This window comes from Sessilibacter sp. MAH3 (assembly GCF_054658275.1).
In genome coordinates this window covers 22,836-46,930 of sequence record NZ_BAAGIE010000029.1, presented here as the reverse complement: position 1 = coordinate 46,930, position 24,095 = coordinate 22,836, and the positions used below count along the sequence as shown (strand labels likewise).

Genomic DNA, 24,095 nt, shown 5'->3' with positions numbered 1-24,095 from the left:
CGTAGAAGGGGTGCCAGGTTAAAACGTAACGCCAATTTTTGAGCATTGCGAAAAAATGGCGTCACGTTTATCTGACTTAAAAACTTCCCTGCGCAGCAGGGTCCGGTATAGTGATACCGGACTTTTGTCTCAATATGAGACTTCAAACGATTAAATCACTTCGAAATAAAATCTTGTGCTCGACGTAAAAACCGCGTTAACTAACTCAATTCTTTCCTCGTCAAGGATTAAATCGAGGGGGCCCCATGGTTATTTATGGGGTTCCGATTTAATACTTGATGACACTTCAAAAACAAGCTCGTACGGGTGCTGGAGTTAAGCGTAGCGTCTCCAGCTCCCGAGCTCTCGGCGGTGAGAGCGGGGTTTTTAGGGGCAGAGCCCCTAAGCCTGCGGAGCATGCCTAAAGTTTAAAATCCACATACTTAGCTTCGATAAATGAGCCGATGCCGCGTCATTAGTGACTTTGCGAGCCCATATCTCTAATTGGGGTGCTAGCCACTTCTTATCACTTTATTTCGTGAAACAGTTTGTGAAACATTTCTTGAGGCGTAGAGCCATCTAATGTGATGTTATCACTAGCTTTTCCTTGATTTATCAGCCGCATATCGCTGTTTTTTCCACATTTGCTTTATACAATTCGTGATCTCATAGGTCGACACGCTTCAGGGTAGTCCTAATGCGGTATCCAATATTGATTTGGTTGTGTATTGTGAAAATCCTAACAGAAGAAGAAATCGCCGATTACCACGCCTCCCCAATAATCAGCTCCGAGAGCCAAGATTATGAATTTTCGTTAAATGACAAAGAGCAGTCCTTCATCAAGAAGCGCGAGTCGGAGGACATTCAAATTTACTATCGGCTATTACTAAGCTATTTCAGAATAAAACCCATTAAAATTCGGTTTGATCCAATTAGGTCCGAACTGGATCTGAAATTTATCGTTGGGAAATATTTTCCAAATTTGAAGCGAGAACTTATACCACTCACTTCGCTAAGAAAATCGAATATTTACAGCCGGATATTTGCAGCGGTAGGAGTTAAGCCTTTTAATACAAACGTAGAAGAACAACTAAAGAAATACCTTTACCAGGAGGTTAGGACCAAGTTGGATCCACGTGAGTTGCTTGATCAAGCATTAGACTGGCTTGATCACCGCAATATCGAAAGGCCGTCCTACAGAATCATTAGCCAGGTTATCGCAAGCGTTATCTATTCAGAAAATTCCCGAGTAAAAGAGTTAGTAAAAAATATTCTTTCGGATAACACGAAGGACATATTGACGAGCCTGCTCCAGGACGCAAAATCAAAAGATGTTTTCGATGCGATTCGATATCAATCGACCGACTTTAGACCGTCCCAGGTTAACAAAGAGACGAGAGCTTATCTCTGTCTAAGCGAAATATACGCAGAAATTAAAGATATGGTCAGTCAACTTAAGTTGCCGAAGTCCGTTGTTGAATATTATGCCACTTTGTTCAACTACCATGATGCGTGGGAGCATAAAAGATCTGACCCTCTGAATTTCTACCTGTATTTTTCGTGTTTTATATACTTGAGATTTACGGAAATTACGGACTATTTCGTATTGGCTTTCGATTACCACTATAAGAATACGCATGCGTCTGCGAAGGAATTTGTAAAAAAAAGAATTATTAGCGAGCGGGAGGGGATGGCTGAGTTATTAATCAAGGTGGGCGAAGTGTTGGATCTTCACGGCAGTGCAAAGGTATCCGATTTAGATCTAAGAAAAAAATCAGAAGATATTTTGCCATCCGATCAGAGAGTAATCGTTGCCAAATATCTTAAGTCAATAAATGTTGACGAAGAGGCCTATTACTGGGAGTACATTGATTCGATAAAAGACAGCAACCTTAAGCTTCTTAGAAAAGTCTTCAGGTTCCTTAAATTTGTGGAACCGTCCAGTAAGTTGTCATTGTTTGTTCAAGCGATGAAATTGAAATCAGAGTTGGACGCAGATGGGATATGTCAAACGTTTGACGATAGACTAATTTACAAGAAAAACAGAGTACATCTATACGACGAGGAGAAATCTTTAATATCCCATAGGGCTGAATATTATATCTATCGTTTAATCTCTGGTCGCCTCAGCAAAACACATTGGGGAGTTGAAAACAGTTCCGAATTCTCTCCACTGGAGGAATCCCTCGTAGGCATTGATGTGTTTGAAAAAGACGGTGACACCATGATAGAGGCGATTAACTCCGTCAATTTGGACATGCCTATAGAAACGCTCTTGGCTCTGAAGCATGAGCAATTTAGCAAATTGAAGAAGAGGGTAGTGGAGCGAATCATCAGCAGGGAAAACGAATCGGTTATTTTATCCACCACAAGTGGTAAGAAAACTTGGACCGTAAAACAAATGAAGGGAAACGCTGAGGTTAATGACCGTATCTTTTTAAACCTGCCCAAGCGCGGTATTTCATCGGTTATTGCTATCGTCGCAAGAGAAACTGGTTTTTACGAACGAATTCGACACATTAAATATCGACAAAAAGATCCAAATTTTTCAGGAAAGCTTATATCGTGTCTAATTGCTAATGCGACCCGGCTCGGTGTGCATAAAATGGCAGACCTTTGCCCTTTTTCGTATGATCAACTCAAAAATTTCGAATCCAATTACTTGAGAGCGTCTGCCCTCGAAAATGCGGCTGATTGCATCAGCGATGAAATTGCAAAATTAGGAATTTTCAAGTATTACAATTTTCGACCAGATGTTATTCACGGGAGTATTGATGGTCAAAAATTTCGATCCAAAAGAAATACTGTAAGAACCCGTTATTCAAGTAAAGACTTTGGCAAGGGGAAAGGATTGTCAGCACTCACACTATCAATAAATCACGTGCCGGTAAACGTTGAAATAATGCCTCTTAATCATCATGAGTCTCATTATACATTTGATCTTCTCTACAATAATACCAGCCAGTTACAACCTGATATAGTCTCTACGGATACCCATGGCACTAATAAGTGTAACTTCGCTTTATTGGATTTGTTTAGTTGGGTTTTCGCGCCGCGATACCGGGATGTTGCTAGTGAGCTGGACAAAATGTTTTTCGTTTCTGAATCAAAAAAAGGGCTTTCAATTGAGCTATCAAAACCCATTGATGATCACAAGATTATTGATGGTTGGAAGCATACTCAAAGGATTTGTGTGTCATTGCATCAAAAAGAAGTAAAGCAATACGAAATCGTCAAGAAGATTTCGCGCTCTACTGAATCTGATAAGATGCTGGATGCGCTGCGTGAGTATGACAGGCTGGTCAAGGCGATTTATCTCTTGGAGTATGTTGATGATGACAACCTAAAGCGCTATGTGCAAAGGGCGCTTAATAGGGGAGAGGCCTATCATCAATTGCAAAAAGCCATTTCTAAAGTAAATGGTCCATCGAGCTTTCGCGGCAAAAGCGACAGGGAGATTGACATATGGTATTCGTGTGCCCGGCTTCTTGCGAACTGTACTATCTTCTATAATTCTGCACTCATGTCTAATGCGCTCAGTAGATTGGAGGAACAAAATAAAGGACCTTTGGCAGATGCTCTAAAAAAGATTTCACCGGTTGCATGGGAGCATCTTGTTTTTAATGGGGAGTATCCACTTGACGATATTGTTGAACTGCCCTCAATTTTGGATTTGTCTCTAAACATTCTAAACGAGTAAAGGCATTCATTAGTTATCTTGTATGAAGGGCTTGATACATGTCCCGCAGACAATTTTTAAACCCGGTTTTCCCCAGACTTGGGAAAAGCAGCTTGAACAGTAGTACTTGGTCTTGCTTGAAGGCTTCTGTGGTCGAGAAGTCACATTTTCAGACGGAAAGTTATCGAGCAAAGATGCCTCAATCGCTGCGGTGAAGGCATCCATATCCACGCCCAAATCGATTTCTTTCACCAGGCTGGAGCTAACACTCAATGTTTCTGACGTTGAGGCAGACATGGGAACATTTTTTGAAGACAGTGTTGCTGATGGTTTTGGCGAAATGGAAATGGTGTCAAACCAAATCAACTCAAAACCTTGTTGAATAATGTCTTCGACAGCCGATTCAAATGGCCCACCTTCGATAACATAGTCCATCATTCGTTGGCCAACGGTGTTTCCACCTGGTTTGCCTGTGGACGATGGCATTAGACCAATGGCTATCATTTTTTGGCTCCACTCCTGATTGTGGTAGCCGTTTCGCGTGGGTGAGCCAAAGTGAGCTTGCCAAATATGGACCATTTCATGGCATAATGTTTGGAGTATGTCCGTCAATGGGAAGTTTGCAAAATATTCCGGGTTGATCGCAAGCTCATCGATTGATTCGTTACGCTTGTTTTTCCATCGATTAAAGGAGACGTAGCCCATTAGTCGGCTTTGTCTCTGGAAAGTGATGAGACATTTGGGCAAAGCATTTTCAAACAGCCGCGCATTAAAAAACGCGTAGGCCACTTCGAATATTTTATACGTTTCTTCGCTGATCTCAGCCATTGGTTAAAATTTGTGCGTATCGTACGATACACAAATCTCCAATTTTGGTTATAAAAAAAATATATTTATTCCTTTCGGAAATATCACACTGATTTCAGTACGATGATACATAAAGTTTACTAAGAACTATGTGCTTAATAGTACTCATTGATTCATATTCGTACCAAAAAGATTTGTTACTCATAAACGCAAGTTACAAGAACGGACCAACAGGACCTCGCTGGCTTAGTGCCGGTGCGAGTGGTTGTCTGTTTTCAATGAAGGAAGGAAAACGGGATGCTAAATCAGGTTGTTCTTCAGAGTTGATGACGAGGGACGATGAGTGTTTGGGCAAACGTTCCATCAGAGAGCCCCTGAAGCACGTGTAACGAAAGGTCGTGTCCGGACTCTTCTTTTGTCCAGCTTCCACTTCGAATCGCAGCGAACGTCAAACTGGCGATCCTGCGCTTCTGCTCAAAGGCCATTCGAGTCATTAGTTCACGGTACGTGGTGGTGCTCATCCATTCACCGGCGAAAAGTTGATCATGCGTTTTCGAAAACGACCGAATAAGCCCAGAGTCGACTCGTAAGCTTCCGCTAACGTGGTGAAGGGCAAAGCGGTAATGTCTTCTTCAGGTTCCCCCAGAGATAGCAGGCCAGGCTGATGCTCTTGATCTTCACCAGAATCGTTCGTTTTAATTGTATCTATCTCATTGGTGCCGGATTCGACCTCTGCTTCTACTTGGTCGGTCAACAGCGGTTGCAGACTTCCCTCCATTGTCTTGAGTGATACGGTATTGGCAGAAGGAATATCTTCAGCGACCCGATGTGCATATTCGATTAATTTGGGCTCGGCTGGCATGATGAGTAGCGCTTCCTCATTGCCACTATTTTGTACCCTCAAAATCCTGCCTAGTACTTGTCGAAAATACAATTCCGTTTTAACGCGAGTGAGGTGACAACATACCTGTAAACGAGGAATATCGGTGCCTTCGCTGATCATGCCGACCGAGACGATCCATCGGGTCTGTCCATCACGAAAATGTTGAATTGCCTGTTGAGACTTGTCATGCAGATATGTCACCACCGTCGGAGATTCTCCACAAATGCGTTCTAATATTGTGGCGATAAGAACCGCATGTTCCACTGAAGCTGCGACGATGAGTCCGCCTGCATTTGGTTGAACCCGTCTTAACGTGTTGAGGGCTTTGTGGCTTTGCTCAACCAAATATCGAATGAGTGTGAGGTTTTCAAGGAGTTGCTGGTATGTGCACCGAGAGGACTTCAGTAGATCACCAATGGATCCATAGACCTTTTCTTTCCCATTATTTTGTACGGTGATTTTTTCATTGTCTATTACGGTGATTTTGGGCGTACGGCAAACGCCATCTTTGATGGCTTGAGCCAAACCATAGCTGTAGTCGCAATGAACTTTTCCTTCCCGGCAATACGACGTCAATGCGATGGGAATCCGATCCGAGCGCCAGGGTGTGCCGGTTAAAGCGAGACTATAGGTCGCCTTACCTTGAATGTGCTGAATGATCTTTTGACCCCAGGCGTTGGCATTGCCGAGATGATCGCCGGAGCAATGGTGGATTTCATCAAAGATTACCAAGGTGCGATGTGTCTTCATCAATAACCAGAATGATCGGCCAAGATTGAGCATGGATTGGTACGTTATTACATTGCCTTTCGCACCGAGCAGTCCGTTTAAACGAACCCCAAGTACAGACTCCAATGTGGACTGAAAGGAAAGAGAGACGTTTAGCGATGGGGAAAAGCAGAAAACAAAATCAATATCTCCGTTTTCAAGCAACCTTTTGGCAACGGTAGACGCCATGTACGTTTTACCGGCACCAGGAGTGGCCAAGCATAGAAAATGGCTTTGGCCGTTGCGAAAACGGGATATACAGCGTGACACAGCTTCGCGCTGCCAGCGTCGCAGTTCCATGTCTATTTCCTGGAGCCGCGGGATGACAGAAGACTTTCCAGCGCTTTGATTTTTCCCAACAGTAAAGCACTCCGTTCTCTGGCTTCCGAATAGAGAGCTTGTGCTTCCTCGCTAAGTTCAGGCAACTCCTTACATAGAGACTCGTATTCCTCCGCCTCACCCAACGCACATAACATGTCGGATCGGTGTTTATTGAGCCGCTCTCTTAACGCGGTGATGGGCTTGCTGGGGGGAGCCGATTGAATTTTGACGCTTGTATTCGGCTTGGAGGGAAGGGAGGTGAGTGCCTCTTTTTCGGTTAATCCAGAGCGATGCGATCTGAACTTCTGGGTGAGTCGGTACTTTGGCCACCCACCATTGTCAGGCAGTTTCTCCATGAATCCCGTATTTATCATCCGTACTATATTCCGGTAGATGAATTGCCTCGCTGGCTTTTTACCTTTATGCAGGCTTTCCGGATGTTCCAAATAGTGTGTCGTTAATTCGGCAACGGTGAAAGACTCTCCTTGGATTTCGTTAAGTGCGTGAAGGAGTTCGGGTTTTATATGGATCATGCTCATGACGTAAATTGACGCGTATATTGTCTCGAATTTCGCGACATTCTACCTTGTCTCTATCATCGAGACAATGAAGCCATCCTCATACTCACCTCACTACGACAAACTGCGCACCTGGATGAAGCAAAAACGGGAGGAGAGCGGTTTGTCTTTAAGGGCGGTGGCAAATATCGTAGGTCGCCATCACTCAGTGGTAGGTAAAATGGAACAAGATCGGCGGAAAATTGAATTGATGGAGTTCGTTATATACTGTGAGGCTATTGGCGCTGACCCGCATGAGGGGCTCGGTCTTATCATTTCAAAGAAGTAATCTTATTATAAACAAGACAGTGCAAACTACGGTAAGCTCTATTTGAATACCGAATCTATAATTCAGAGGTATTCCACCCCACCAAAATAATGCTCATCCCAAATAAGTGTGACAAATGCATCTATCCAATCCATAGTGAAACACCCACAACACGCAGCCAAACCTAAGACTTGGACATTGTCGCAACGACGCCAACTCAAGCGACTGAAGGACTTTCTTTTTGCAGCAAGCTGGTAGAATTATACTTCAGCCCCTCATCGATAGATCAAACTTATGGAACTATATTCTTAACCTTCGCTCTGAGTGTCGATTAAATTGCAGAGCATAAATAACAGTTAAACTAGATGTGAATAAGTTACGATCTACTCATTGGGCCAAAAGGGCTCTAACCGTATTGATGCTTTGCGCGTTATTGCTGCAGGTACAGTCGGTTTTTGCTTGCCAAATGATGGATCACAGCGGCCCTATTGAGCAGTGCTGCTGTGACAATGAAAGCTCACCTGCGGCAGTAGGTGAAAATCAAAATTCTGCGATGCAATGCTGCGATTATGGACTGGAAGTTTCCATGGACGTGGATATTGATGAAGAGCACCCCGTTCTTCTCACTTCGCATTCCTCTCTCGATCCACCGCCGATCTCTGTCTATTTTATACTGGCCGCCTTATGGCCCGAGCTTGAACAAACCTCTCCGGCCCCAGCCCTTTGGGATCTGGACTCTCAACCCGCCCATCCAGGAACCGAAACCTGGATGTCTACCTTGCGCTTACGTATCTAAGACACTCCTCCAATCCTGACTCGCTCGGGATAAAAATTCAGCGTTTTTGTTAACACCGTCAGCTTTGAATGGCTGACGCTTAAACCTTGATTTTTAGAGGAGTTCCTCGTGAATTTTTACACATTTCTGGTGCCATTTGGATTGGCACTACTAGTGGCCGGGGTCTGGCCCGTTCCTGCTACAGCTTCGGAAGAAGCTGAGTGCAGCATCCCCACAATTGTGAGAATCGAAGATCTCGTGAGGCATTCGCTGGCATGTAACGGCACTCAACAGGCCATAGATGCCCGTTGGGAAGCACAACTGCTTCGCGCCGAGGTGGTTGGCTACCTGGATGACCCAAAACTTTCGGTGGGCGTTGCCCCACAAACCCTGGGCGATGAGCGATTTGACGATGGATATATCGTTGAACTCAGCCAACCGTTGCCCTGGCCGGGCGTTTTGTCTTTGCGAAAACAAGCGGCAGGCGCCCAGGCCGATGCTCTAGGGGCCATGCAACTGCAGGGGCGGGTAAATCTCGCCAAACAGGTCCGACTGGCCTACGCCCAATGGCAATACCACCTGCAATTATTGTTGATTAATCAACGCCATCAGGCGCTCTGGCAGGAGTTTCTTACCGTCGTGCGCGCAAAGTACGCGGCGGGCACAGCCGCCAAGTCCGATGTCTTGCATGCGACGCATGAATATCATTTGTTGTTGCAGGAAGCCATTGAACTGAAAGCACGTGTTGAGCGTGATCTCAGTGAAATGAAGCGATTGGGCAATCTGGATCAAGGTACGCCCATTGAGTTGAACATCCTCCTACCGCTGACAGATTTTCCAGACGAGCAATGGCGGAGTTCTATGGCCAAGCTCGAGCAGCAGCCGCGTATGCAGATGCTAAACGCGCAACAGCAGCAAAAAAACGTCGAACTCTCTTTAGCCGAAAAAGATCGCTATCCCTCGTTCAACGCCATGGCCCGCTATAACAGTTTATGGATCAATGAGGAGAAGCGTTGGGTAGTCGGTGTAGGTGTGAGCTTGCCGTTTACGTTTAGCAAGCGCAGTCGGCGCGAAGATAGCCTGCGGGCCGAACAACTTGCCTTACGTTGGGAACAACAGGATCTGCATACCCAGCTACGAGAAGTGTTGATTCAAACGCACAGCCACTGGCAGCAAGCACAAGATGTCTATGCCTTGTACCAGCAAGAACTTCTGCCGCTTGCCGAAGAAACTCACACCACCGCACAAGACGAATACCGATCGGGAAGCGGTGATTTTTTAACAATACTCACGGCCCAACGTCAGCTGCTTTCCACTCGACGTGCGGCTGAAAAAGCCCTGCGCGATCAATATGTGCAATTTTCCCAGCTTTTGGCCGCATCTGGCGTGGTTTTCAAAACCGAGCTAAATGCCGACGATCTGGAGGTCAGTCATCATGATTAATCCATCAAACGGAATAACAAAAGAATATGTCATTGGCATATCCGCGCTGGTCGCTATCTTGGTCGTTGTCCTTGTGGCCGTGCAGGTTGATTGGGGTTCAAAGTTTTCCTCTTCAGGTCATTCGATATCATCAGCGAATCCGGACTTTGTTCAAGCGGGGCCTTGGCAGGTTGCGGTGAGCGTGGAACCTGAAACCCCTCAAGTGGGTGAAAACCGCATCACCGTCCAGGTGAAAGATCAGGAAGGCAAGCCGGTGTCAGGCGCTAAGGTTCGGGCCGTTGGCGAGATGCTCGCAATGGGTACTATGCCTGCCATGTACGCCCAGGCCGACATTCAAGAAAACGCTCCGGGCGTCTACCAGGGTGATTTTGAACTGATAATGGCCGGCAGCTGGCCCCTGGCGGTCGATGTGGCGATGGATGAGGCGCACCACGTGGATTTGGCTTTTGATATGGCAACCGGGCGTAGGGGTATCCAACTCACAACAGCTACCCCTTCGGGAGATGTGGCCTACCACACCTGCTCAATGCACCCCTCAGTGAAATCGGCAGCACCCGGCACCTGTCCCATTTGCGGAATGAACTTAGTACCGGTTACCCGCGAAGAGTTGCAAAGCGGTAGCGTAATGGTTGACGAAGGACGCAGGCAAACGATAGGCGTCAAAACCGGCAAAGTAATTCGCGCCCCCTTTGCGGTTCCCATCCGCTTGCAAGGGCAAATCACCTACGACGAAACACGCTTGATGGCGATCAGCCTGCGCTTTGACGGCTGGATCGGTGAACTGTATGCAGACTTTGAAGGTAAACCCGTTCGTAAGGGCGACAAGCTTTTTACCGTTTACAGCCCGGACTTGCTATCCCTGCAGGAAGAATACCTGGAAACCGTGAAGCGCAGTCGTCAAGACGCGGTAGGCAACCAGCGCCAGGCGTTGGTCAGCGCCAGTCGCAAGCGTTTAACTTTGTGGGGGCTTAACAACGCGCAAATTGACTGGCTGGAAAAGCAAGGCCAAGCTCAGGACTATGTTCCCTTGTTTGCGCCCGTCGATGGGGTGGTCATACAGAAAAATATCATTGCCGGTGCCGCCTTTAGCCAAGGACAAACCCTCCTTAAAATTGCGGATCTGTCTTCCTTATGGATAGAGGCATTCGCCTACGAACAGGATTTACCGTTAATCGAATCGGGCATGTCAGCTTCGGTGCGTCTCACCAATATTCCAGGTGACGAATGTACGGCGACGGTGATGCAGGTCGATCCTTTTCTCGGTGAAAACACCCGTACCGCCCGTGTTCGGCTTCAGGTGGACAATGCCGAAGGTCAGTTAAAACCGGGGTTATTTGCGCGCGTCACACTGAAGTCGGAGTTTGGAGAGATGCGCCTGATTCCCAAAGATGCCGTCCTGGTTTCCGGCGAAAAACGCATCGTATTTAAAGATTTAGGAGAAGGCCGATTAAAACCGGTAACGGTGCGCACGGGTTACAGTGACGATGAGTATGTGGTGGTGCGGAGAGGATTAGAGGAAGGCGACAAGATTGTCACCTCTGGCAATTTCCTGATTGCGGCGGAAAGTAAACTCAAGGCGGGGATTGATCAATGGTAGATTCAAACGAAGCCACGCGAGTTGACGATGCCGAGACAAAGCCGCCAGAGCATCAACAACCCAGCAGTTGGGTGGCGCGGCTGATTTCCTATTGTGCTCACAAACCCGGCATTACGATTCTGTTGGTGCTGATCGCCGCCGTGTGGGGCTATCGCAGTTTTTTCCAGGCCCCACTGGACGCCATTCCGGATTTGTCGGATGCCCAGGTCATTGTCTATACCCAATGGCAAGGCCGCAGTCCCGATCTGGTAGAAGATCAAATTACCTATCCGCTCACCACGGCCTTACTCTCCGCCCCTAACGTGCGTTTTGTGCGTGGCCAGAGTTTTCTGGGGTCGAGCTTCGTATATGTGATCTTCGAGGATGGTACCGATATTTATTGGGCGCGTTCCCGAGTATTGGAATATTTGAATACCGTGTCCAGTCAGCTCCCCGATAATGTCCAGCCCACCCTGGGGCCGGATGCCACAGGCGTGGGTTGGGTGTTTCAGTATGCACTGGTGGACAAAACAGGCCAGCATGACCTGTCCGAGTTAAGAGCCATCCAGGACTTCAAACTGCGTTACTGGCTAACGGCTATAGATGGTGTTGCCGAAGTCGCGTCTATTGGAGGGTTCGTCAAGGAATATCAGGTACAGGTCGATCCACACCGCCTGGCGAGCTTTGGTATTGACCTCCCCAAGGTCATTGAAGCGATACGCCGTTCCAATAACGATGTCGGCGGTCGGGTGCTGGAAATCGCAGGCCACGAACATTTCATACGCGGCCGCGGCTACCTGAAATCCCCGGCGGATTTGGAAAAAGTCGTCATCGGCGTGGATGACAACCATGTTCCGATCAAACTGTCCCAGGTGGCGGATGTGACGCTGGGCCCTGCCATGCAGCGAGGCTTGGCTGAACTGGATGGCGAAGGTCAGACGGTCGGAGGCATCGTGGTCATGCGTTACGGTGAGAACGCCCTTGACGTGATCGACCGAGTCAAACAACGCCTGAAGGACGTCGAAGCTGGTTTACCGGACGGGGTGGAAGTGGTGATCACCTATGACCGTTCCGATTTAATTTTACGGGCCATCAATGCCCTAAAAAACACCTTGATCGAAGAAATGGTGGTGGTGACGCTGATTATCATGGCGTTCCTACTACATGTCCGGTCGGCGCTGGTGGCCTGCATCACCTTACCGATTGCCATTCTGTTGTCATTTATCCCTATGGCGTTCCAAGGGCTTACGGCCAACATCATGTCCCTGGGCGGTATTGCGGTAGCGATCGGGGCAATGGTGGATGCCGCCGTGGTGATGATGGACAACATTCACAAACGGCTGGATAAAAATGGCGATAGTGGCAACCGAAAAGCCGTGATCATCCGTGCGATGCAGGACGTCGGACCCAGTATTTTCTTTTCTCTGGTGATTATCACTATCTCGTTCATCCCGGTGTTTGCCTTAGAAGCCACCGAAGGCCGACTCTTCAAACCGCTGGCTTTCACCAAGACCTACAGCATGGCCTTTGCCGCAATTTTATCGGTGACCTTGATCCCGGCACTCGCCGTCTTGTTAGTGCGGGGCAAAATTCACGCCGAGCGCAATCCACTGAACCGATGGCTGCTCGCTCTCTTCCTGCCCATGATCCGCTTTTGCATTCGCTTTCGTTGGCCGGTCGTCGCGGTGGCCGTGGTGTCTCTGGTACTGACCTGGCCGGTGGCCCGGCAGTTGGGCAATGAGTTTATGCCCCCTTTAAATGAGGGCAGTATTCTTTACATGCCCACAGCGCTGCCGGGAATGTCCATCACTGAAGCCGGCAAGGTACTGCAAAGCATGGATGCGCAGCTCAAAAGCTTTCCCGAAGTGGAGCGGGTCTTTGGCAAAGTCGGCCGTTCGACCAGCGCGACCGACCCGGCGCCGCTGTCTATGGTGGAAACCGTCATCACCCTGAAGCCCAAGGATCAATGGCGTGAGGGGCTGACCTGGGATGACCTGATTGCCGAGATGGATGAAAAGCTGCGCTATCCCGGCATGCCCAATATCTGGTGGATGCCGATCCAGACACGCACCGAGATGCTGGCGACCGGGATTCGCAGCACCCTTGGTATCAAGGTCTTTGGTGACGATCTCAGCCAGATTGAAGAAACCGCCGTGGCGATAGAGAAGGCCTTGCAAGCGGATTCACGCACCGCACCCTATACCCGCAGCGCGTTCGCCGAGCGTTCGACCGGGGGTTATTTTTTGGATTTTGATATCAATCGGGACGCCGCTGCGCGTTATGGCTTGAATGTGATGGATGTCGAAGAGGTATTGATGACGGCTGTGGGTGGTATGCCCGCCACGCAAACAGTGGAGGGACGTGAACGCTATGAGGTGATGGTGCGTTACGCACGGGACTATCGTGACTCCATTGAAGCACTAGAGAAGGTACTGGTGCCCACCAAAACCGGCACGCAGGTACCAATTACGGAGGTGGCGGATATCGAATTTCGCTCCGGGGCGCCCATGATCCGCAACGAGGACGGCCAATTAGTTGGTTTCGTGTTCGTTGACCTTAAAGGCGACTTGGGTGTAGCCGACTACGTCACGCAAGCCAAGCAGGTCGTTTCCGAACAGGTGGCATTGCCGGCAGGTTACCGCCTGGGATGGGCGGGCCAGTTCCAGTATTTCGAGCGGGCCAAGGCCAAATTGCAGTGGGTGATACCGGCAACCTTATTGGCTGTCTTTCTATTGCTCTATCTACACCGTGGTCGTTTCAGTGACACGATGTTTGTACTGTCGGCCATGCCCTTTGCCTTGATGGGCTCGATCTGGCTGCTGTTTCTGCTCAATTACAAACTCAGTGTGGCGGTATGGGTCGGCATGATTGCGATGGCCGGTCTGGCGGCGGAGTTGGGTTTATTGATGCTGCACTACCTGGACGATGCGTTGCAAAAACCGGAAGCACTGGATTCAAAAAACCGACTGGATGAGTTTCACGAAAAAGTCGCGCAAAGCGCCGCGCAACGTATTCGGCCGATGCTAATGACCAGCCTAACTTTACTGATTTCGTTGATTCCCATTTTAATTAGCGATGGCACCGGAGCCGATGTCATGAAACGTATTGCCGCGCCCATGATTGGGGGGACGGCTTCGGCGCTAATTGGCGTGTTATTGGTCTTTCCTGCGTTGTTTGTTGTGTGGAAGCGTCCCATCATTGAAACATCACCTGAAAACTGATTGCTGCTGTGAAGACACAGATGATTTTATCTGTGTCTTCTAACCCTTTGCTTTCGAACAGCAAGCTTTATCTTGTTGTATTGGAGGACATGGAACAGTTCCAAAGGAACAAAATACACAGCAGTCTTCTGGCTTAGGCCGCAGCACGGTTTGGCAGCTTTCACACTGATAAAACCATTGGCAGGCATCAGTTGGCATTGTTTCCTGTTTTTCATGTCCGCACTCTGGGCAAGTAAGTACAGATTCTAATACGACAGCCTTACTCATTCGTGTCGCTCAACCCTAACTTCGAAGGGTAACCTGCGTTGGTAGTGGCTTCTATCAATGAGGCAACTTCCGTTTTTTCATCATCAAAAATCACAATTGCCAACTTGGTTTTATAGCTCACATCTGCAGATATAACACCATCTACCCTTTTAAGCGCCTTTTTGACCGTAATTGGACAGGTCGCACAATTCATCGTCGGTACACTCAAAGTGACTTGTTGCTCCCCAGCAAACGCGAAACTGGTATACAGGAAACAGAGTATCAATAGCATTGCTCTTTTCATGACTTTACCTCTATGCAAAAAATAATATCCAATACGGGCTGAAAATTAAGATTGCTGCTACTAGCACTGCAACACAGTACAGCAGCTTACGGTTTCGCTGCACCGTGGGGTCTGCGCAGGCTTCTCCTGTTATACAGGAATCTCGACCTGTCAGTTCAGGCTTAAATATTCGCCATCCACTCCACCCGAACACAGCAATGACAACGGCAATAAAGAGTGGCCGGTAGGGCTCAAGCTCGGTCAGATTGGCTATCCAGGCGCCACTGATGCCAACACTCAAAAGTATGAGGGGGCCAGCGCAACAAAGGCTCGCTCCAATAGCGGCAACAATACCAGCAATAAGTGACCATGATGTTTTTGGCACAGTACACCTCAAGAAAAGCGAAAGATAGCTGAAGTATAAACTCCGTACCAAGGTACGGAGTCAAGGCTAAGTATCACTTCGGTTGTAGCGAATTGATGATTGGACAGTGAGCTTGATTTTCATTCTCGTTGCATTGGGCCAGCAAAGCTTTGAGTGCGTTTTCTAATCGCCTCAAGTCCTTCATCTTTGCTTGGACAGCCTCGAGTTTATTTTCAGCAAGTTCTTGTACTTCACTGCATGGGGAATCCTCAAGGCTGAGCAAGCGTGACACTTCGTCCAGTGTAAAACCAAGCTCTTGTGCGCGCTTGATAAAATGGATTCGGTCTACCGTTTCATCAGGGTAATGCCGGTAACCATCCTTCGGTTTCGGAGGCTGTTCGATTAAAGATTTTCGCTCATAGAAGCGAATGGTTTCTACATTTACGTTAAGCTCTTTAGCTACGCGGCTGATGGTTCTTTTCATGTCTTTTGTTTCGATCAGCGTTAGTTATGCATTGTATAAAGTAAAAATCCCGATCCCGACAAACCCAACTCCAGCGATATAATGAAGATACTTTTCGTTTATATACTCGGATATTAAACTTCCTGCCAAAACGCCGATTGCAGATGCTACGATAAGTGCCGCAGAAGTAGCGAGGAATACAGTATATTTACTGACTTCTTTATCTGCTGCAAAAAGCATGGTTGCTAACTGAGTTTTGTCGCCCAGCTCCGCAATAAATACTGAGGCAAAAATTGTTACAAAAATCTTCCAGTCCACCATTTTACCTGTTGTCAAAAAGTGTATTTAATTTTTCGTCTACAGCCAGCGCCTAACCTGCTGGCAATACTCACGATATTCCTGTTTGTGTTGCCGTGTTAGATAATCTTCCTCCATCGCAACTTGTATTTGAATCAATGCGATATTAAGAACCAAAATAGCGAATGTGATCGAATTAGGTAACACCAATAAATATCCCAAAGACATAAAAATCACACCAACAAATATTGGGTTTCTTGAATATTTAAATAACCCTCTTTGTACAAATTCCGTTTTTTGATCGTGATCAATACCTATCCGCCAAGAGGCGCCCATTTGTGATTGAGCAGTTACCACCCAAACTAGAGCAACCAACATTATTCCCGTGCCTGAATATTGAATCAGAGCATAAGTAAGAAGTTTGATGGGGCCCAGCAATAGATACACATTTGGAAAAAGCGCAAAAACAACAAACACCAAAATTGATACCAAGGGCAAGCACTTGAAATACACACCTGTGATCGCTTCAGGTCCCGTTTTCTGATTCAGCTTAAAGGCGTTAATGCCAGTGCGCTCTGCGACAGAATAATTTCGCCAAATAACGGCAACACCGAAAAACAGAACAAAATAAATTAGCAAAAAATTGTTAATCAATTGATTCATATTGTTTGCCCCTCCCAGCTAAGAGGGGCTCCTCCTTAAGGCTGTGTTGTATCTCGTTTATGAACCCATTGATACAGCACTGGCAGCACAAACAAAGTCAAAATTGTTGACGAAATAATGCCACCAATCACGACCGTGGCGAGCGGGCGCTGTACTTCTGCGCCAGTGCCTGTGTTCAATGCCATTGGCACGAAGCCGAGGCTCGCCACCAGCGCTGTCATCAGAACGGGCCGTAAACGAATCATTGCGCCTTCAATAATCGACTCGTTAAATTGCCCGGTCTCATGCCAGAGCTGACGAATAAAAGCGAGCATCACCAAGCCATTGAGCACCGCCACCCCGGAAAGTGCGATAAAGCCAATCCCCGCCGAAATGGACAGTGGCATATCGCGCAAATACAACGACAACACACCGCCGGTGAGCGCCAACGGCACACCACTGAAAATAATCAGCGCATCCTTGAAGGATGAAAATGCCATCACCAATATGCCGAGGATCACCAGTAGCGTGAGCGGCACGACGAGGGATAATCGCTGGCTGGCTGACTCCAATTGTTCGAAGGTGCCGCCGTAATCCAGCCAATAGCCGGGAGGAATATCGGCTTTCTCGCGAATCGTTTCTTGAACTTCTTTGACGAAGCTACCCAAATCTCGACCCCGCACATTCGCCGTAACCACCATTCTACGTTTACCATTTTCTCGACTGATTTGCGCAGGCGCGGGTGAAATATCCAGGGTTGCGACTTCTTCCAGAGGAACGTAGTCACCGTTTTTTAGTGGCACCGGCAGAAATTTCAGCCGGTCAATATCACGGCGAGTCGTTTCGGGTAAACGTACAATCAGCTCAAAACGGCGGTCGCCTTCATAAATAATGCCCGCCGATTCACCGCCGATGGCTGCGGACACCCAGTCCTGCAATTCAGCCACGTTCAATCCGTATCTCCCCAAAGCCGTGCGATTTGGAATGACCGAGAGTGTGGGCAAACCTGTGACTTGTTCGACACGTGCATCGGCTGCACCGTCGATGGCATTCACCACGTTGAGGACTTCATTCGCCGTCAGAACCAGCTGATCCAGGTCATCACCAAAAACTTTGATCCCCAACTCGGCACGTACTCCTGAAATCAATTCGTTAAAACGCATTTGAATTGGCTGGGTAAACTCGTAGTTGTTTCCCGGTAATTCTTCCAACGCGAGTTCCATCTCTTCAACGAGTTTAGCTTTTGTCTTAGACGAATCTGGCCATTCGCTTCGTGGCTTCAGGATGACAAAGTTGTCCGCGACATTCGGTGGCATTGGATCGGTTGCGACTTCGGCCGTACCAATGCGCGCAAAGACTTTTTCTACTTCCGGAAACGCTTTGATTCGCTGCTCCAGTATTTCCTGCATTTCCACCGCTTGCTCTAAACCGGTTCCTGGAATACGGATGGCGTGAAGCGCAATATCGCCTTCGTTAAGCTGTGGAATAAATTCCGAACCCAACGTAGAGGCCAGCCACAAACAAAGACCCACCAGTACCGACGTAAAGCCCATCACGGCGTAGCGAAATCTAAGTGCTAACTTCAGTAGAGGTCGATAGGCGGATTTTGCCTTGGCAATTACCACACTTTCTTTCTCGCTGATTTTTCCGTTCATGAACACTGCGACGGCTGCCGGTACAACGGTAAGTGATAGCACCATCGCCGAGAGTAAGGCCATGACGACTGTGGCGGCCATCGGGTGGAACATTTTTCCTTCCACGCCCGTCAAGGTGAAGACTGGAATGTAGACGATGGTGATAATGGCCACACCGAACAAACTCGGACGAATCACTTCCGACGTTGCGTCGAATACGGTATTCAATCGTTCGCGTGAATCCTGCTGCCCGTTTTTATGTTGATGCTCCGCCAGCCGACGAACACAATTTTCAACGATAATCACTGCGCCATCGACAATCAAACCAAAATCCAGGGCGCCGAGGCTCATTAAATTTGCGGAGACACCGGTTTTTACCATACCGGTAATCGTCATCAACATGGATAAAGGAATCACGGCTGCCGTGATCAGCGCAGCGCGGAAATTGCCCAGTAAAAGAAACAGTACAACGATCACCAACAGTGCGCCTTCCAACAAATTCTTGGAAACAGTGGCAATGGCTTTATCCACCAATGCGGTGCGATCGTAAACGGCTTCGGCAATTACACCGTCTGGTAAAGAGGCCTGAATGTCCACCAATTTGTCAGCCACATCCTGAGCCACGGTCCGTGAATTGGCGCCGATTAGCATCATGGCGGTGCCCAACACGGTTTCCACCCCATCCCGTGTCGCCGCGCCGGTACGCAGCTCTTTGCCAATACCAATGTCCGCGACATCCTTCACTTTAATCGGAACAGAATCGTGTTCCGTGATGATGACATTACCGATATCATCGACGGTGCCAAGCTGCCCGGGTGAGCGCACAAGCAGTTGTTGACCGTTGCGTTCGATGTAGCCTGCACCGCGATTGTCGTTATTCGCTTGCAGCGCTAGCACCACGTCTTCGACACTGACTTGGTAGACCAGTAATTTTGCGGGGTCTGGCATGACGTGGTATTGCTTGTTGTAACCGCCAATACTGTTGACCTCGATCACACCTTTTACTTGCGCAAGCTGGGGTTTGATAATCCAGTCCTGGATTTCGCGCAAGGCCGTAGCTGTATAGGGTTCGCCATTGGCCATGCGCACATCCGCTTTCGCCTGTACCGTGTACATAAAAATTTCACCCAAGCCGGTCGAGATGGGGCCCATCTCCGGTTCAAGTCCGGGCGGTAAAACACTTTTAATCGCGCCCAGCCTGGCGTTAATCAGGTTGCGCGCAAAATAAATGTTAGTACCTTCTTCAAATACTACGGTGACCTGAGACAAGCCATAGCGTGACAAGGAGCGTGTGTAAGACAGATTGGGCAAACCAGCCAGAGCGGTTTCTACAGGGTAGGTAATGCGTTGCTCCGACTCTAGGGGCGAGTAGCCTGGTGCAGCGGTATTGATTTGTACCTGGACGTTTGTGATATCAGGTACGGCATCAATGGGAAGCTTTTGGTAACTCCATATACCCACACCGACAATGATAAAAATAAAACATAAGATCAGTAAGCGCCGCTCCATAGCAAGACGCAAAATAGAATCAATCATAGTGCGCCTCGATTAGTGTTCGTGTTCAGCTTCGGATTTTTCGATATCGGCTTTAATCAGGTAACTGTTTTGACTGACATAATCGCTGTCCATCTCAAGCCCCTCAACGACCTCATAAAAATGGTCGTCACTGCGGCCTAATACCAACGGCGTAAACCGATATACATCGCCTTGTTTCACAAACACGCCTTGGCGGCCACCCAATGTTTGTACGGCATTTTTCTCTACGGCCAAAGCCACTGAAAAGCGACCCACTTCAATACGGGCTTCTGTCATCAAACCGGGCGGCAGGGATTGCTTATCATTGGCCAACTTGACCCGTGCGATTTGATACGGTGCACCTATCGACGGCAGAATATGATCCACGGTGGACGCCACACTTCCGGTACTGGTTAATACATGGGCGGATTGTCCTTCACTGACCGACGACCGTTGCGCGGGATAGACACGCAGTTCAGCCCATACCGTGTCAAAGTTGGCAATAGAAAATAAAATTTGGTCCTGGGTCACTTCGCCGGTATTGGCATGGCGCTGGACAACACGACCCGTAATGGGAGAACGGATGGTGTAGGTTTTCAGGCTTTCGTTGGACTCAATTTCAGCCAATACATCGCCGGTTTTCACGCGATCACCCAGGGTGACCTTGACTGCTTTGACCAAGCCTTCAAAACGTGCCCGTACATGGCTCAGTTGTTCCGGCGCTAAAACAATGGAACCAAATACTGTTATCGTTTGGTGAAGCTCCTGTGGTCCGGATACTGAAGTGACGATACCCACCTGACTCGCCATTTTATCTTCAATGCGGCTGCTGGTTTCTTCTCCGTGCTCATGCTCATGCTCATGCTCATGCTCATCGTGATCATGTCCGTCTTCGTCGTGGTCGACAAGATCTGAATGTTCGTCATGATCACCTTCTTCATGATGAGGGGCATGTTGTTCGGACGCTTCATGCTCGTGGTCATAATCGTTTGCGGAAAACGCGGGTGTGTTCGAGAGAAAAACCACACTCGAAATAACCAATAAGTAATAATTCTTCATCGATATAAACTCCGGAGGCCAGACCTGGTCCGGCCAACAAAAATTAAGGGTTAAGGGCTTCGCCGGTGAGCTGTTCAATCAGAGCCTGGCTAATTAGCGCTGTGGTGGCGGCATCAATAAGCGACTGTTTACTGGCAAGCAATTCTTCCTGGGCGGCGATGAGATCAAGATAGCGATAACGCCCGTTGTCAAAACCTTCGTTGGTGAGCTTGAGCGCTTTTTCCAACGCGGGGATGGCGACATTTTGGGTAAGATTGGCAGCCGCGATACTTTGTTTTCTGAGCGACCATGCTTCAAAAAGTCGTGCGTGCAACACCAGGAGCAAATCCTGTTGGGCGTAATCCACGGCATTGCGATTGGATAACGCGGCTTTGACGTCGCCACTGCTACGTTTATCGGCGAACAAGGGGAAGGAGATATCGGCAGTGAAGGCAGAATCCCCGGTTTCTTCAAAACGTCTAATGCCTGCGCGCCAGCTTAAGTCGCTGCGGCCACCGGCGCGAGCCAGAGTGACTTCGGCATCTCGAATACGGGCTTCACTGGCGAGCACTTGAAGGGCCGGTGAGCTTTGAACACGAGTGTACAGCTGATCGAAATCTTGGGTGGGGCCGAAGTCAAACAGACTGCCTGTTAGTGATTGAAAGCCGGGTATTGTTTCACCCCAAAATCGTGCGATTAATACTTTCTGACGTTCAAGCTGCGCTTGAAGTGCCGCCAAACGAATTTCAGCACGTGTGAGTGCTGCCCGAGCCCGCATCACTTCCGCTTCAGCCGTAGCCCCACGAGCGGAGCGTGCTTTGATGGTTTTAAGAATGGATTGGGACAATTCCAGCGACTCTTCTGCCAGTTGAAGGTTTGCCTGAGTCGCTAAACCTTCGATATACACTCCGGTGACCTTGCCGAGCGTATCCAGAGTCACTGCTTGTTGTTCCCATTCCGCCTGATTGAGTCGGGCATCTGCGTAACGCATGCGTGCCTGGCGCTTGCCTCCAAGCTCGATCACAGAAGAGAGCGCAAGAGTCGTTTCGGCGGCATCAAAGCCTTCATTGGTTCCCGAGCCAGCAAAGTTTTCGACCTCCAGCTCAAGTGCTAGCGCCGGGCGCAAGGCACTGGTTTGCCTTTGGGCACTCAACGCTTCTGCGGTGAAGCGGTATTGGTACAGCTGAGGGTTTTGTGCGAGCGTCGAAGCCAACGCTTTTTTTAACGTGAGTGAGGACTCGACGTTTTCTGCAAGCGCTGATGGCGCCGTGCTGCATAGTAGAAACGCAAGCCACAGCCAGGTGCATTTACACCTGAAAAATAGGGTATTTCGCATGAAAAAATCCTGCATTAAGTCGTGTTTCCGCGCGTGCGGGTGTTACTGCATAGAACTTAAAGGGACTTAGGCTTTGGGAGGGCGCAGGAAGGTTTCGTAGGTTTCGGGAAACGTACTTTCAGCGTAATCGGAGACCGGAGAAGACAACTTGGCTACATGAACATACTCGATGGAAATCAGGATTGCGGGACAAAGATGGCCATGACAATGACAACAGTGATGGCAATCCCATTTTTCGGAAGCTGGTAATTCTGGGTTCAAGTTTTGATCGTCCAATGTGCTGGAAACGTGCTCGTCATCGTGTTGATGGACGTCATCAAATACAAGATGCTCAGCGCCGGACTGGTGCAACTGATGTGCATCGCCCATGGCTACAGAAAACTGCAGCACAACCAGCGACAGCACAAAGTATGTCAGGACACGTTTCAGCATTGAAGTCTATTTATCTATTTTCTGAGTCATGGCGATCACACTACCTTAACATAAGAATACGTCGAGCGCCGTTTAACACCACAAGCCCAATAATAACACCAATGACCAGATCCGGAATTTGCGATCCCGTGAGCGCGACCAGACCTCCGGCAAGAATAACCCCCGCGTTGGCGAGCACGTCATTAGCCGAAAAAATCATACTGGCCCTCATATGAGTGCCATGATTTCGCACCTGGTAAATCAACAGGAGACACGCGACGTTAGCCACTAATGCCAGACTGCCAACCCCCATCATAATCAGGGAGGCCGGTTCACTTCCCATAAAGGTGCGCCTGATCACTTCAATTAAAAGACCCATTGCCAGGGCGGCTTCGAGCCAGCCGGATAAATGCGCGGCTTTAAGCTTGGCTTGTGCCGCTTTGCCCACTGCATAGAGCGCTACGATGTAGACCGCAGCATCGGCAAACATGTCCATTGAATCCGCTATCAGCCCCGCAGATTGGGCCACAACGCCCACAGCAAGCTCAAAGAAAAACATCATGGCATTAATTCCGAGCAACCACTTCAGAACCCAGGCTTCTCGTGAATCGTTAAGCTTTGTCTCTTCTCGTATTTTCTTCGCACTTTCAACATCCACCTGTTCAAGCGATAAGCGACGTGCTCCGAGCCCCACGGATTTCATGGTGATTTCGATCAAGTTAGGCGAATCGGCGTGATAAACATGCACTTTCCGATTCGGGGTATCGAACTCGAAGGTGACTGATTCCCCAAAGCTTGCGAATGCTGTGCGGATGAGAGTCTCCTCAGAAGGGCAGTCCATCTGAGGCACTTCGAACGTGCTCATGGTATTCAGAGTTGTCGAAGCGCTATTGGATTTCGGGTTTGATGGAGAAAACGGTGCGCCCGCCTCATTGCTCTGGCAACCACAGCGTTGTGAGAAGTCAGATGTCATAGAATAGCCCTTGAATTATCGAAGAAGGCAAGCGTACACTCTATAGTAACTATAGAGTCAAGGGGCGGCGCCAATGAAAATTGGTGAACTTGCAAAACGCAGTGGGTGTTCCATTCAAACCATCCGATATTATGAAAGGGAAGGGTTGTTGAGTTCTCCCACACGGAGTGGTGGCAACTTTCGCCTGTACGACCATCACGCAGAAGAGCGCTTAATGTTCATAAAGCGTTGTCGTAGTCTTGATCTTTCTCTGTCCGAAGTGAGATATTTACTCACGCTCAGCCAAGCACCCGGGTCCAGGTGTGGTAAGGTCAATGAGATGGTTGATCAGCATATTCAACAGGCCGAAGAAAGGATAGATGAACTTCAAAGCCTCCATCGCCAACTACACGACCTCCGGAACAACTGCTCGGAAAACCGAACCGTAGAGGATTGCGGCATCATCAGGAGTCTGGCGCAGAAAAAAGGTTTGAACTAATCGGTCGATCATGCCTTTCGAATGTGTAACTCCAATTTTTCCATTATCGTTGGAGAAAGCAAATACTTCAGGGTCACTTAGTACAGCTGCGGGCCTCCCTCGGAACTTGCAAATGATTTTATTTCACGATCATATAAA

General features: G+C 48.4%; 21 protein-coding genes. 7 read left to right on the top strand and 14 right to left on the bottom strand.

Features of this window, described 5'->3' with window-relative positions; all coding sequences use genetic code 11:
• The first annotated feature begins 709 nt into the window (after window positions 1-709).
• Window positions 710-3,679 (top strand): Tn3 family transposase, encoded by a 2,970-nt coding sequence (locus ACYQ2C_RS15485; RefSeq protein WP_460104006.1) that lies wholly within the window; start codon window positions 710-712, stop codon window positions 3,677-3,679.
• Window positions 3,680-3,688: 9 nt separating this feature from the next.
• On the opposite strand, the gene ACYQ2C_RS15480 is transcribed toward ACYQ2C_RS15485, so the two are convergent.
• The 3 genes from ACYQ2C_RS15480 to ACYQ2C_RS15470 form a co-directional block, all read right to left on the bottom strand.
• Window positions 3,689-4,486 (bottom strand): SprT-like domain-containing protein, encoded by a 798-nt coding sequence (locus tag ACYQ2C_RS15480; RefSeq protein ID WP_460104005.1) that lies wholly within the window; start codon window positions 4,484-4,486, stop codon window positions 3,689-3,691.
• Between the two features lie 496 nt (window positions 4,487-4,982).
• Window positions 4,983-6,416 carry a DEAD/DEAH box helicase gene (locus ACYQ2C_RS15475; protein ID WP_460104003.1) on the bottom strand — a complete coding sequence of 478 codons (1,434 nt, stop codon included), beginning with the start codon at window positions 6,414-6,416 and terminating at the stop codon, window positions 4,983-4,985.
• Window positions 6,417-6,418: 2 nt separating this feature from the next.
• Window positions 6,419-6,976: a hypothetical protein gene (locus ACYQ2C_RS15470; RefSeq protein ID WP_460104002.1), complete on the bottom strand. Its 558-nt coding sequence runs from the start codon at window positions 6,974-6,976 to the stop codon at window positions 6,419-6,421.
• 67 nt (window positions 6,977-7,043) lie between these two features.
• Between ACYQ2C_RS15470 and ACYQ2C_RS15465 the strand changes: the two genes are divergently transcribed.
• From ACYQ2C_RS15465 to ACYQ2C_RS15445, 5 genes are all read left to right on the top strand, one after another.
• On the top strand, window positions 7,044-7,283 hold the full coding sequence (locus tag ACYQ2C_RS15465; RefSeq protein WP_460049372.1) for a helix-turn-helix domain-containing protein: 240 nt from the start codon (window positions 7,044-7,046) through the stop codon (window positions 7,281-7,283).
• Window positions 7,284-7,629: 346 nt separating this feature from the next.
• On the top strand, window positions 7,630-8,058 hold the full coding sequence (locus tag ACYQ2C_RS15460; protein WP_460049371.1) for a hypothetical protein: 429 nt from the start codon (window positions 7,630-7,632) through the stop codon (window positions 8,056-8,058).
• A 108-nt stretch (window positions 8,059-8,166) separates the two neighbouring features.
• On the top strand, window positions 8,167-9,480 hold the full coding sequence (locus ACYQ2C_RS15455; protein ID WP_460049369.1) for a TolC family protein: 1,314 nt from the start codon (window positions 8,167-8,169) through the stop codon (window positions 9,478-9,480).
• Window positions 9,473-11,077, top strand: a complete 1,605-nt coding sequence (locus ACYQ2C_RS15450) for a FixH family protein (protein WP_460104000.1) — start codon at window positions 9,473-9,475, stop codon at window positions 11,075-11,077. The genes ACYQ2C_RS15455 and ACYQ2C_RS15450 overlap by 8 nt, the downstream gene beginning before the upstream one ends.
• A complete protein-coding gene (locus tag ACYQ2C_RS15445) occupies window positions 11,071-14,277 on the top strand; it encodes an efflux RND transporter permease subunit (RefSeq protein ID WP_460049366.1) in 3,207 nt (1,068 codons plus the stop codon). The genes ACYQ2C_RS15450 and ACYQ2C_RS15445 overlap by 7 nt, the downstream gene beginning before the upstream one ends.
• Before the next feature lie 39 nt (window positions 14,278-14,316).
• Here the strand turns inward: ACYQ2C_RS15445 and ACYQ2C_RS15440 are convergent, their stop codons facing one another.
• The 11 genes from ACYQ2C_RS15440 to ACYQ2C_RS15390 form a co-directional block, all read right to left on the bottom strand.
• Window positions 14,317-14,544 (bottom strand): GDCCVxC domain-containing (seleno)protein, encoded by a 228-nt coding sequence (locus tag ACYQ2C_RS15440; protein WP_460049365.1) that lies wholly within the window; start codon window positions 14,542-14,544, stop codon window positions 14,317-14,319.
• Window positions 14,537-14,827, bottom strand: a complete 291-nt coding sequence (merP, locus tag ACYQ2C_RS15435) for a mercury resistance system periplasmic binding protein MerP (RefSeq protein WP_460049364.1) — start codon at window positions 14,825-14,827, stop codon at window positions 14,537-14,539. The genes ACYQ2C_RS15440 and merP overlap by 8 nt, the downstream gene beginning before the upstream one ends.
• A gap of 10 nt (window positions 14,828-14,837) precedes the next feature.
• Complete coding sequence (locus tag ACYQ2C_RS15430; RefSeq protein WP_460049362.1) at window positions 14,838-15,191, bottom strand: mercuric transporter MerT family protein; 354 nt, start codon at window positions 15,189-15,191, stop codon at window positions 14,838-14,840.
• Window positions 15,192-15,264: 73 nt separating this feature from the next.
• Complete coding sequence (gene merR, locus ACYQ2C_RS15425; RefSeq protein WP_460049361.1) at window positions 15,265-15,654, bottom strand: Hg(II)-responsive transcriptional regulator; 390 nt, start codon at window positions 15,652-15,654, stop codon at window positions 15,265-15,267.
• A gap of 24 nt (window positions 15,655-15,678) precedes the next feature.
• Window positions 15,679-15,969, bottom strand: a complete 291-nt coding sequence (locus tag ACYQ2C_RS15420; protein ID WP_460049360.1) for a TMEM165/GDT1 family protein — start codon at window positions 15,967-15,969, stop codon at window positions 15,679-15,681.
• 21 nt (window positions 15,970-15,990) lie between these two features.
• Window positions 15,991-16,593 carry a methyltransferase family protein gene (locus ACYQ2C_RS15415; RefSeq protein ID WP_460049359.1) on the bottom strand — a complete coding sequence of 201 codons (603 nt, stop codon included), beginning with the start codon at window positions 16,591-16,593 and terminating at the stop codon, window positions 15,991-15,993.
• A 35-nt stretch (window positions 16,594-16,628) separates the two neighbouring features.
• Window positions 16,629-19,742: an efflux RND transporter permease subunit gene (locus ACYQ2C_RS15410; RefSeq protein ID WP_460049357.1), complete on the bottom strand. Its 3,114-nt coding sequence runs from the start codon at window positions 19,740-19,742 to the stop codon at window positions 16,629-16,631.
• Window positions 19,743-19,754: 12 nt separating this feature from the next.
• Window positions 19,755-20,780 carry an efflux RND transporter periplasmic adaptor subunit gene (locus ACYQ2C_RS15405; protein ID WP_460103999.1) on the bottom strand — a complete coding sequence of 342 codons (1,026 nt, stop codon included), beginning with the start codon at window positions 20,778-20,780 and terminating at the stop codon, window positions 19,755-19,757.
• Window positions 20,781-20,823: 43 nt separating this feature from the next.
• Complete coding sequence (locus ACYQ2C_RS15400) at window positions 20,824-22,095, bottom strand: TolC family protein (RefSeq protein ID WP_460049354.1); 1,272 nt, start codon at window positions 22,093-22,095, stop codon at window positions 20,824-20,826.
• Window positions 22,096-22,161: 66 nt separating this feature from the next.
• Window positions 22,162-22,446, bottom strand: coding sequence for a hypothetical protein (locus ACYQ2C_RS15395; protein WP_460049352.1), 285 nt, complete (start codon window positions 22,444-22,446; stop codon window positions 22,162-22,164).
• Between the two features lie 121 nt (window positions 22,447-22,567).
• Window positions 22,568-23,479, bottom strand: coding sequence for a cation transporter (locus ACYQ2C_RS15390; protein WP_460049350.1), 912 nt, complete (start codon window positions 23,477-23,479; stop codon window positions 22,568-22,570).
• A 73-nt stretch (window positions 23,480-23,552) separates the two neighbouring features.
• On the opposite strand from ACYQ2C_RS15390, the gene cadR reads away from it, so the two are divergent.
• On the top strand, window positions 23,553-23,957 hold the full coding sequence (cadR, locus tag ACYQ2C_RS15385) for a Cd(II)/Pb(II)-responsive transcriptional regulator (protein ID WP_460103998.1): 405 nt from the start codon (window positions 23,553-23,555) through the stop codon (window positions 23,955-23,957).
• Window positions 23,958-24,095: the final 138 nt, after the last annotated feature.

Bases quoted from the DNA above. Each gene is read 5' to 3' on its own strand.
- ACYQ2C_RS15480 (WP_460104005.1), bottom strand. From the start codon at position 4,486: ATGGCTGAGATCAGCGAAGAAACGTATAAAATATTCGAAGTGGCCTAC.
- ACYQ2C_RS15475 (WP_460104003.1), bottom strand. From the start codon at position 6,416: ATGGAACTGCGACGCTGGCAGCGCGAAGCTGTGTCACGCTGTATATCC.
- ACYQ2C_RS15470 (WP_460104002.1), bottom strand. From the start codon at position 6,976: ATGAGCATGATCCATATAAAACCCGAACTCCTTCACGCACTTAACGAA.
- ACYQ2C_RS15465 (WP_460049372.1), top strand. From the start codon at position 7,044: ATGAAGCCATCCTCATACTCACCTCACTACGACAAACTGCGCACCTGG.
- ACYQ2C_RS15450 (WP_460104000.1), top strand. From the start codon at position 9,473: ATGATTAATCCATCAAACGGAATAACAAAAGAATATGTCATTGGCATA.
- ACYQ2C_RS15445 (WP_460049366.1), top strand. From the start codon at position 11,071: ATGGTAGATTCAAACGAAGCCACGCGAGTTGACGATGCCGAGACAAAG.
- ACYQ2C_RS15440 (WP_460049365.1), bottom strand. From the start codon at position 14,544: ATGAGTAAGGCTGTCGTATTAGAATCTGTACTTACTTGCCCAGAGTGC.
- merP (WP_460049364.1), bottom strand. From the start codon at position 14,827: ATGAAAAGAGCAATGCTATTGATACTCTGTTTCCTGTATACCAGTTTC.
- merR (WP_460049361.1), bottom strand. From the start codon at position 15,654: ATGAAAAGAACCATCAGCCGCGTAGCTAAAGAGCTTAACGTAAATGTA.
- ACYQ2C_RS15415 (WP_460049359.1), bottom strand. From the start codon at position 16,593: ATGAATCAATTGATTAACAATTTTTTGCTAATTTATTTTGTTCTGTTT.
- ACYQ2C_RS15410 (WP_460049357.1), bottom strand. From the start codon at position 19,742: ATGATTGATTCTATTTTGCGTCTTGCTATGGAGCGGCGCTTACTGATC.
- ACYQ2C_RS15405 (WP_460103999.1), bottom strand. From the start codon at position 20,780: ATGAAGAATTATTACTTATTGGTTATTTCGAGTGTGGTTTTTCTCTCG.
- ACYQ2C_RS15400 (WP_460049354.1), bottom strand. From the start codon at position 22,095: ATGCGAAATACCCTATTTTTCAGGTGTAAATGCACCTGGCTGTGGCTT.
- ACYQ2C_RS15390 (WP_460049350.1), bottom strand. From the start codon at position 23,479: ATGACATCTGACTTCTCACAACGCTGTGGTTGCCAGAGCAATGAGGCG.
- cadR (WP_460103998.1), top strand. From the start codon at position 23,553: ATGAAAATTGGTGAACTTGCAAAACGCAGTGGGTGTTCCATTCAAACC.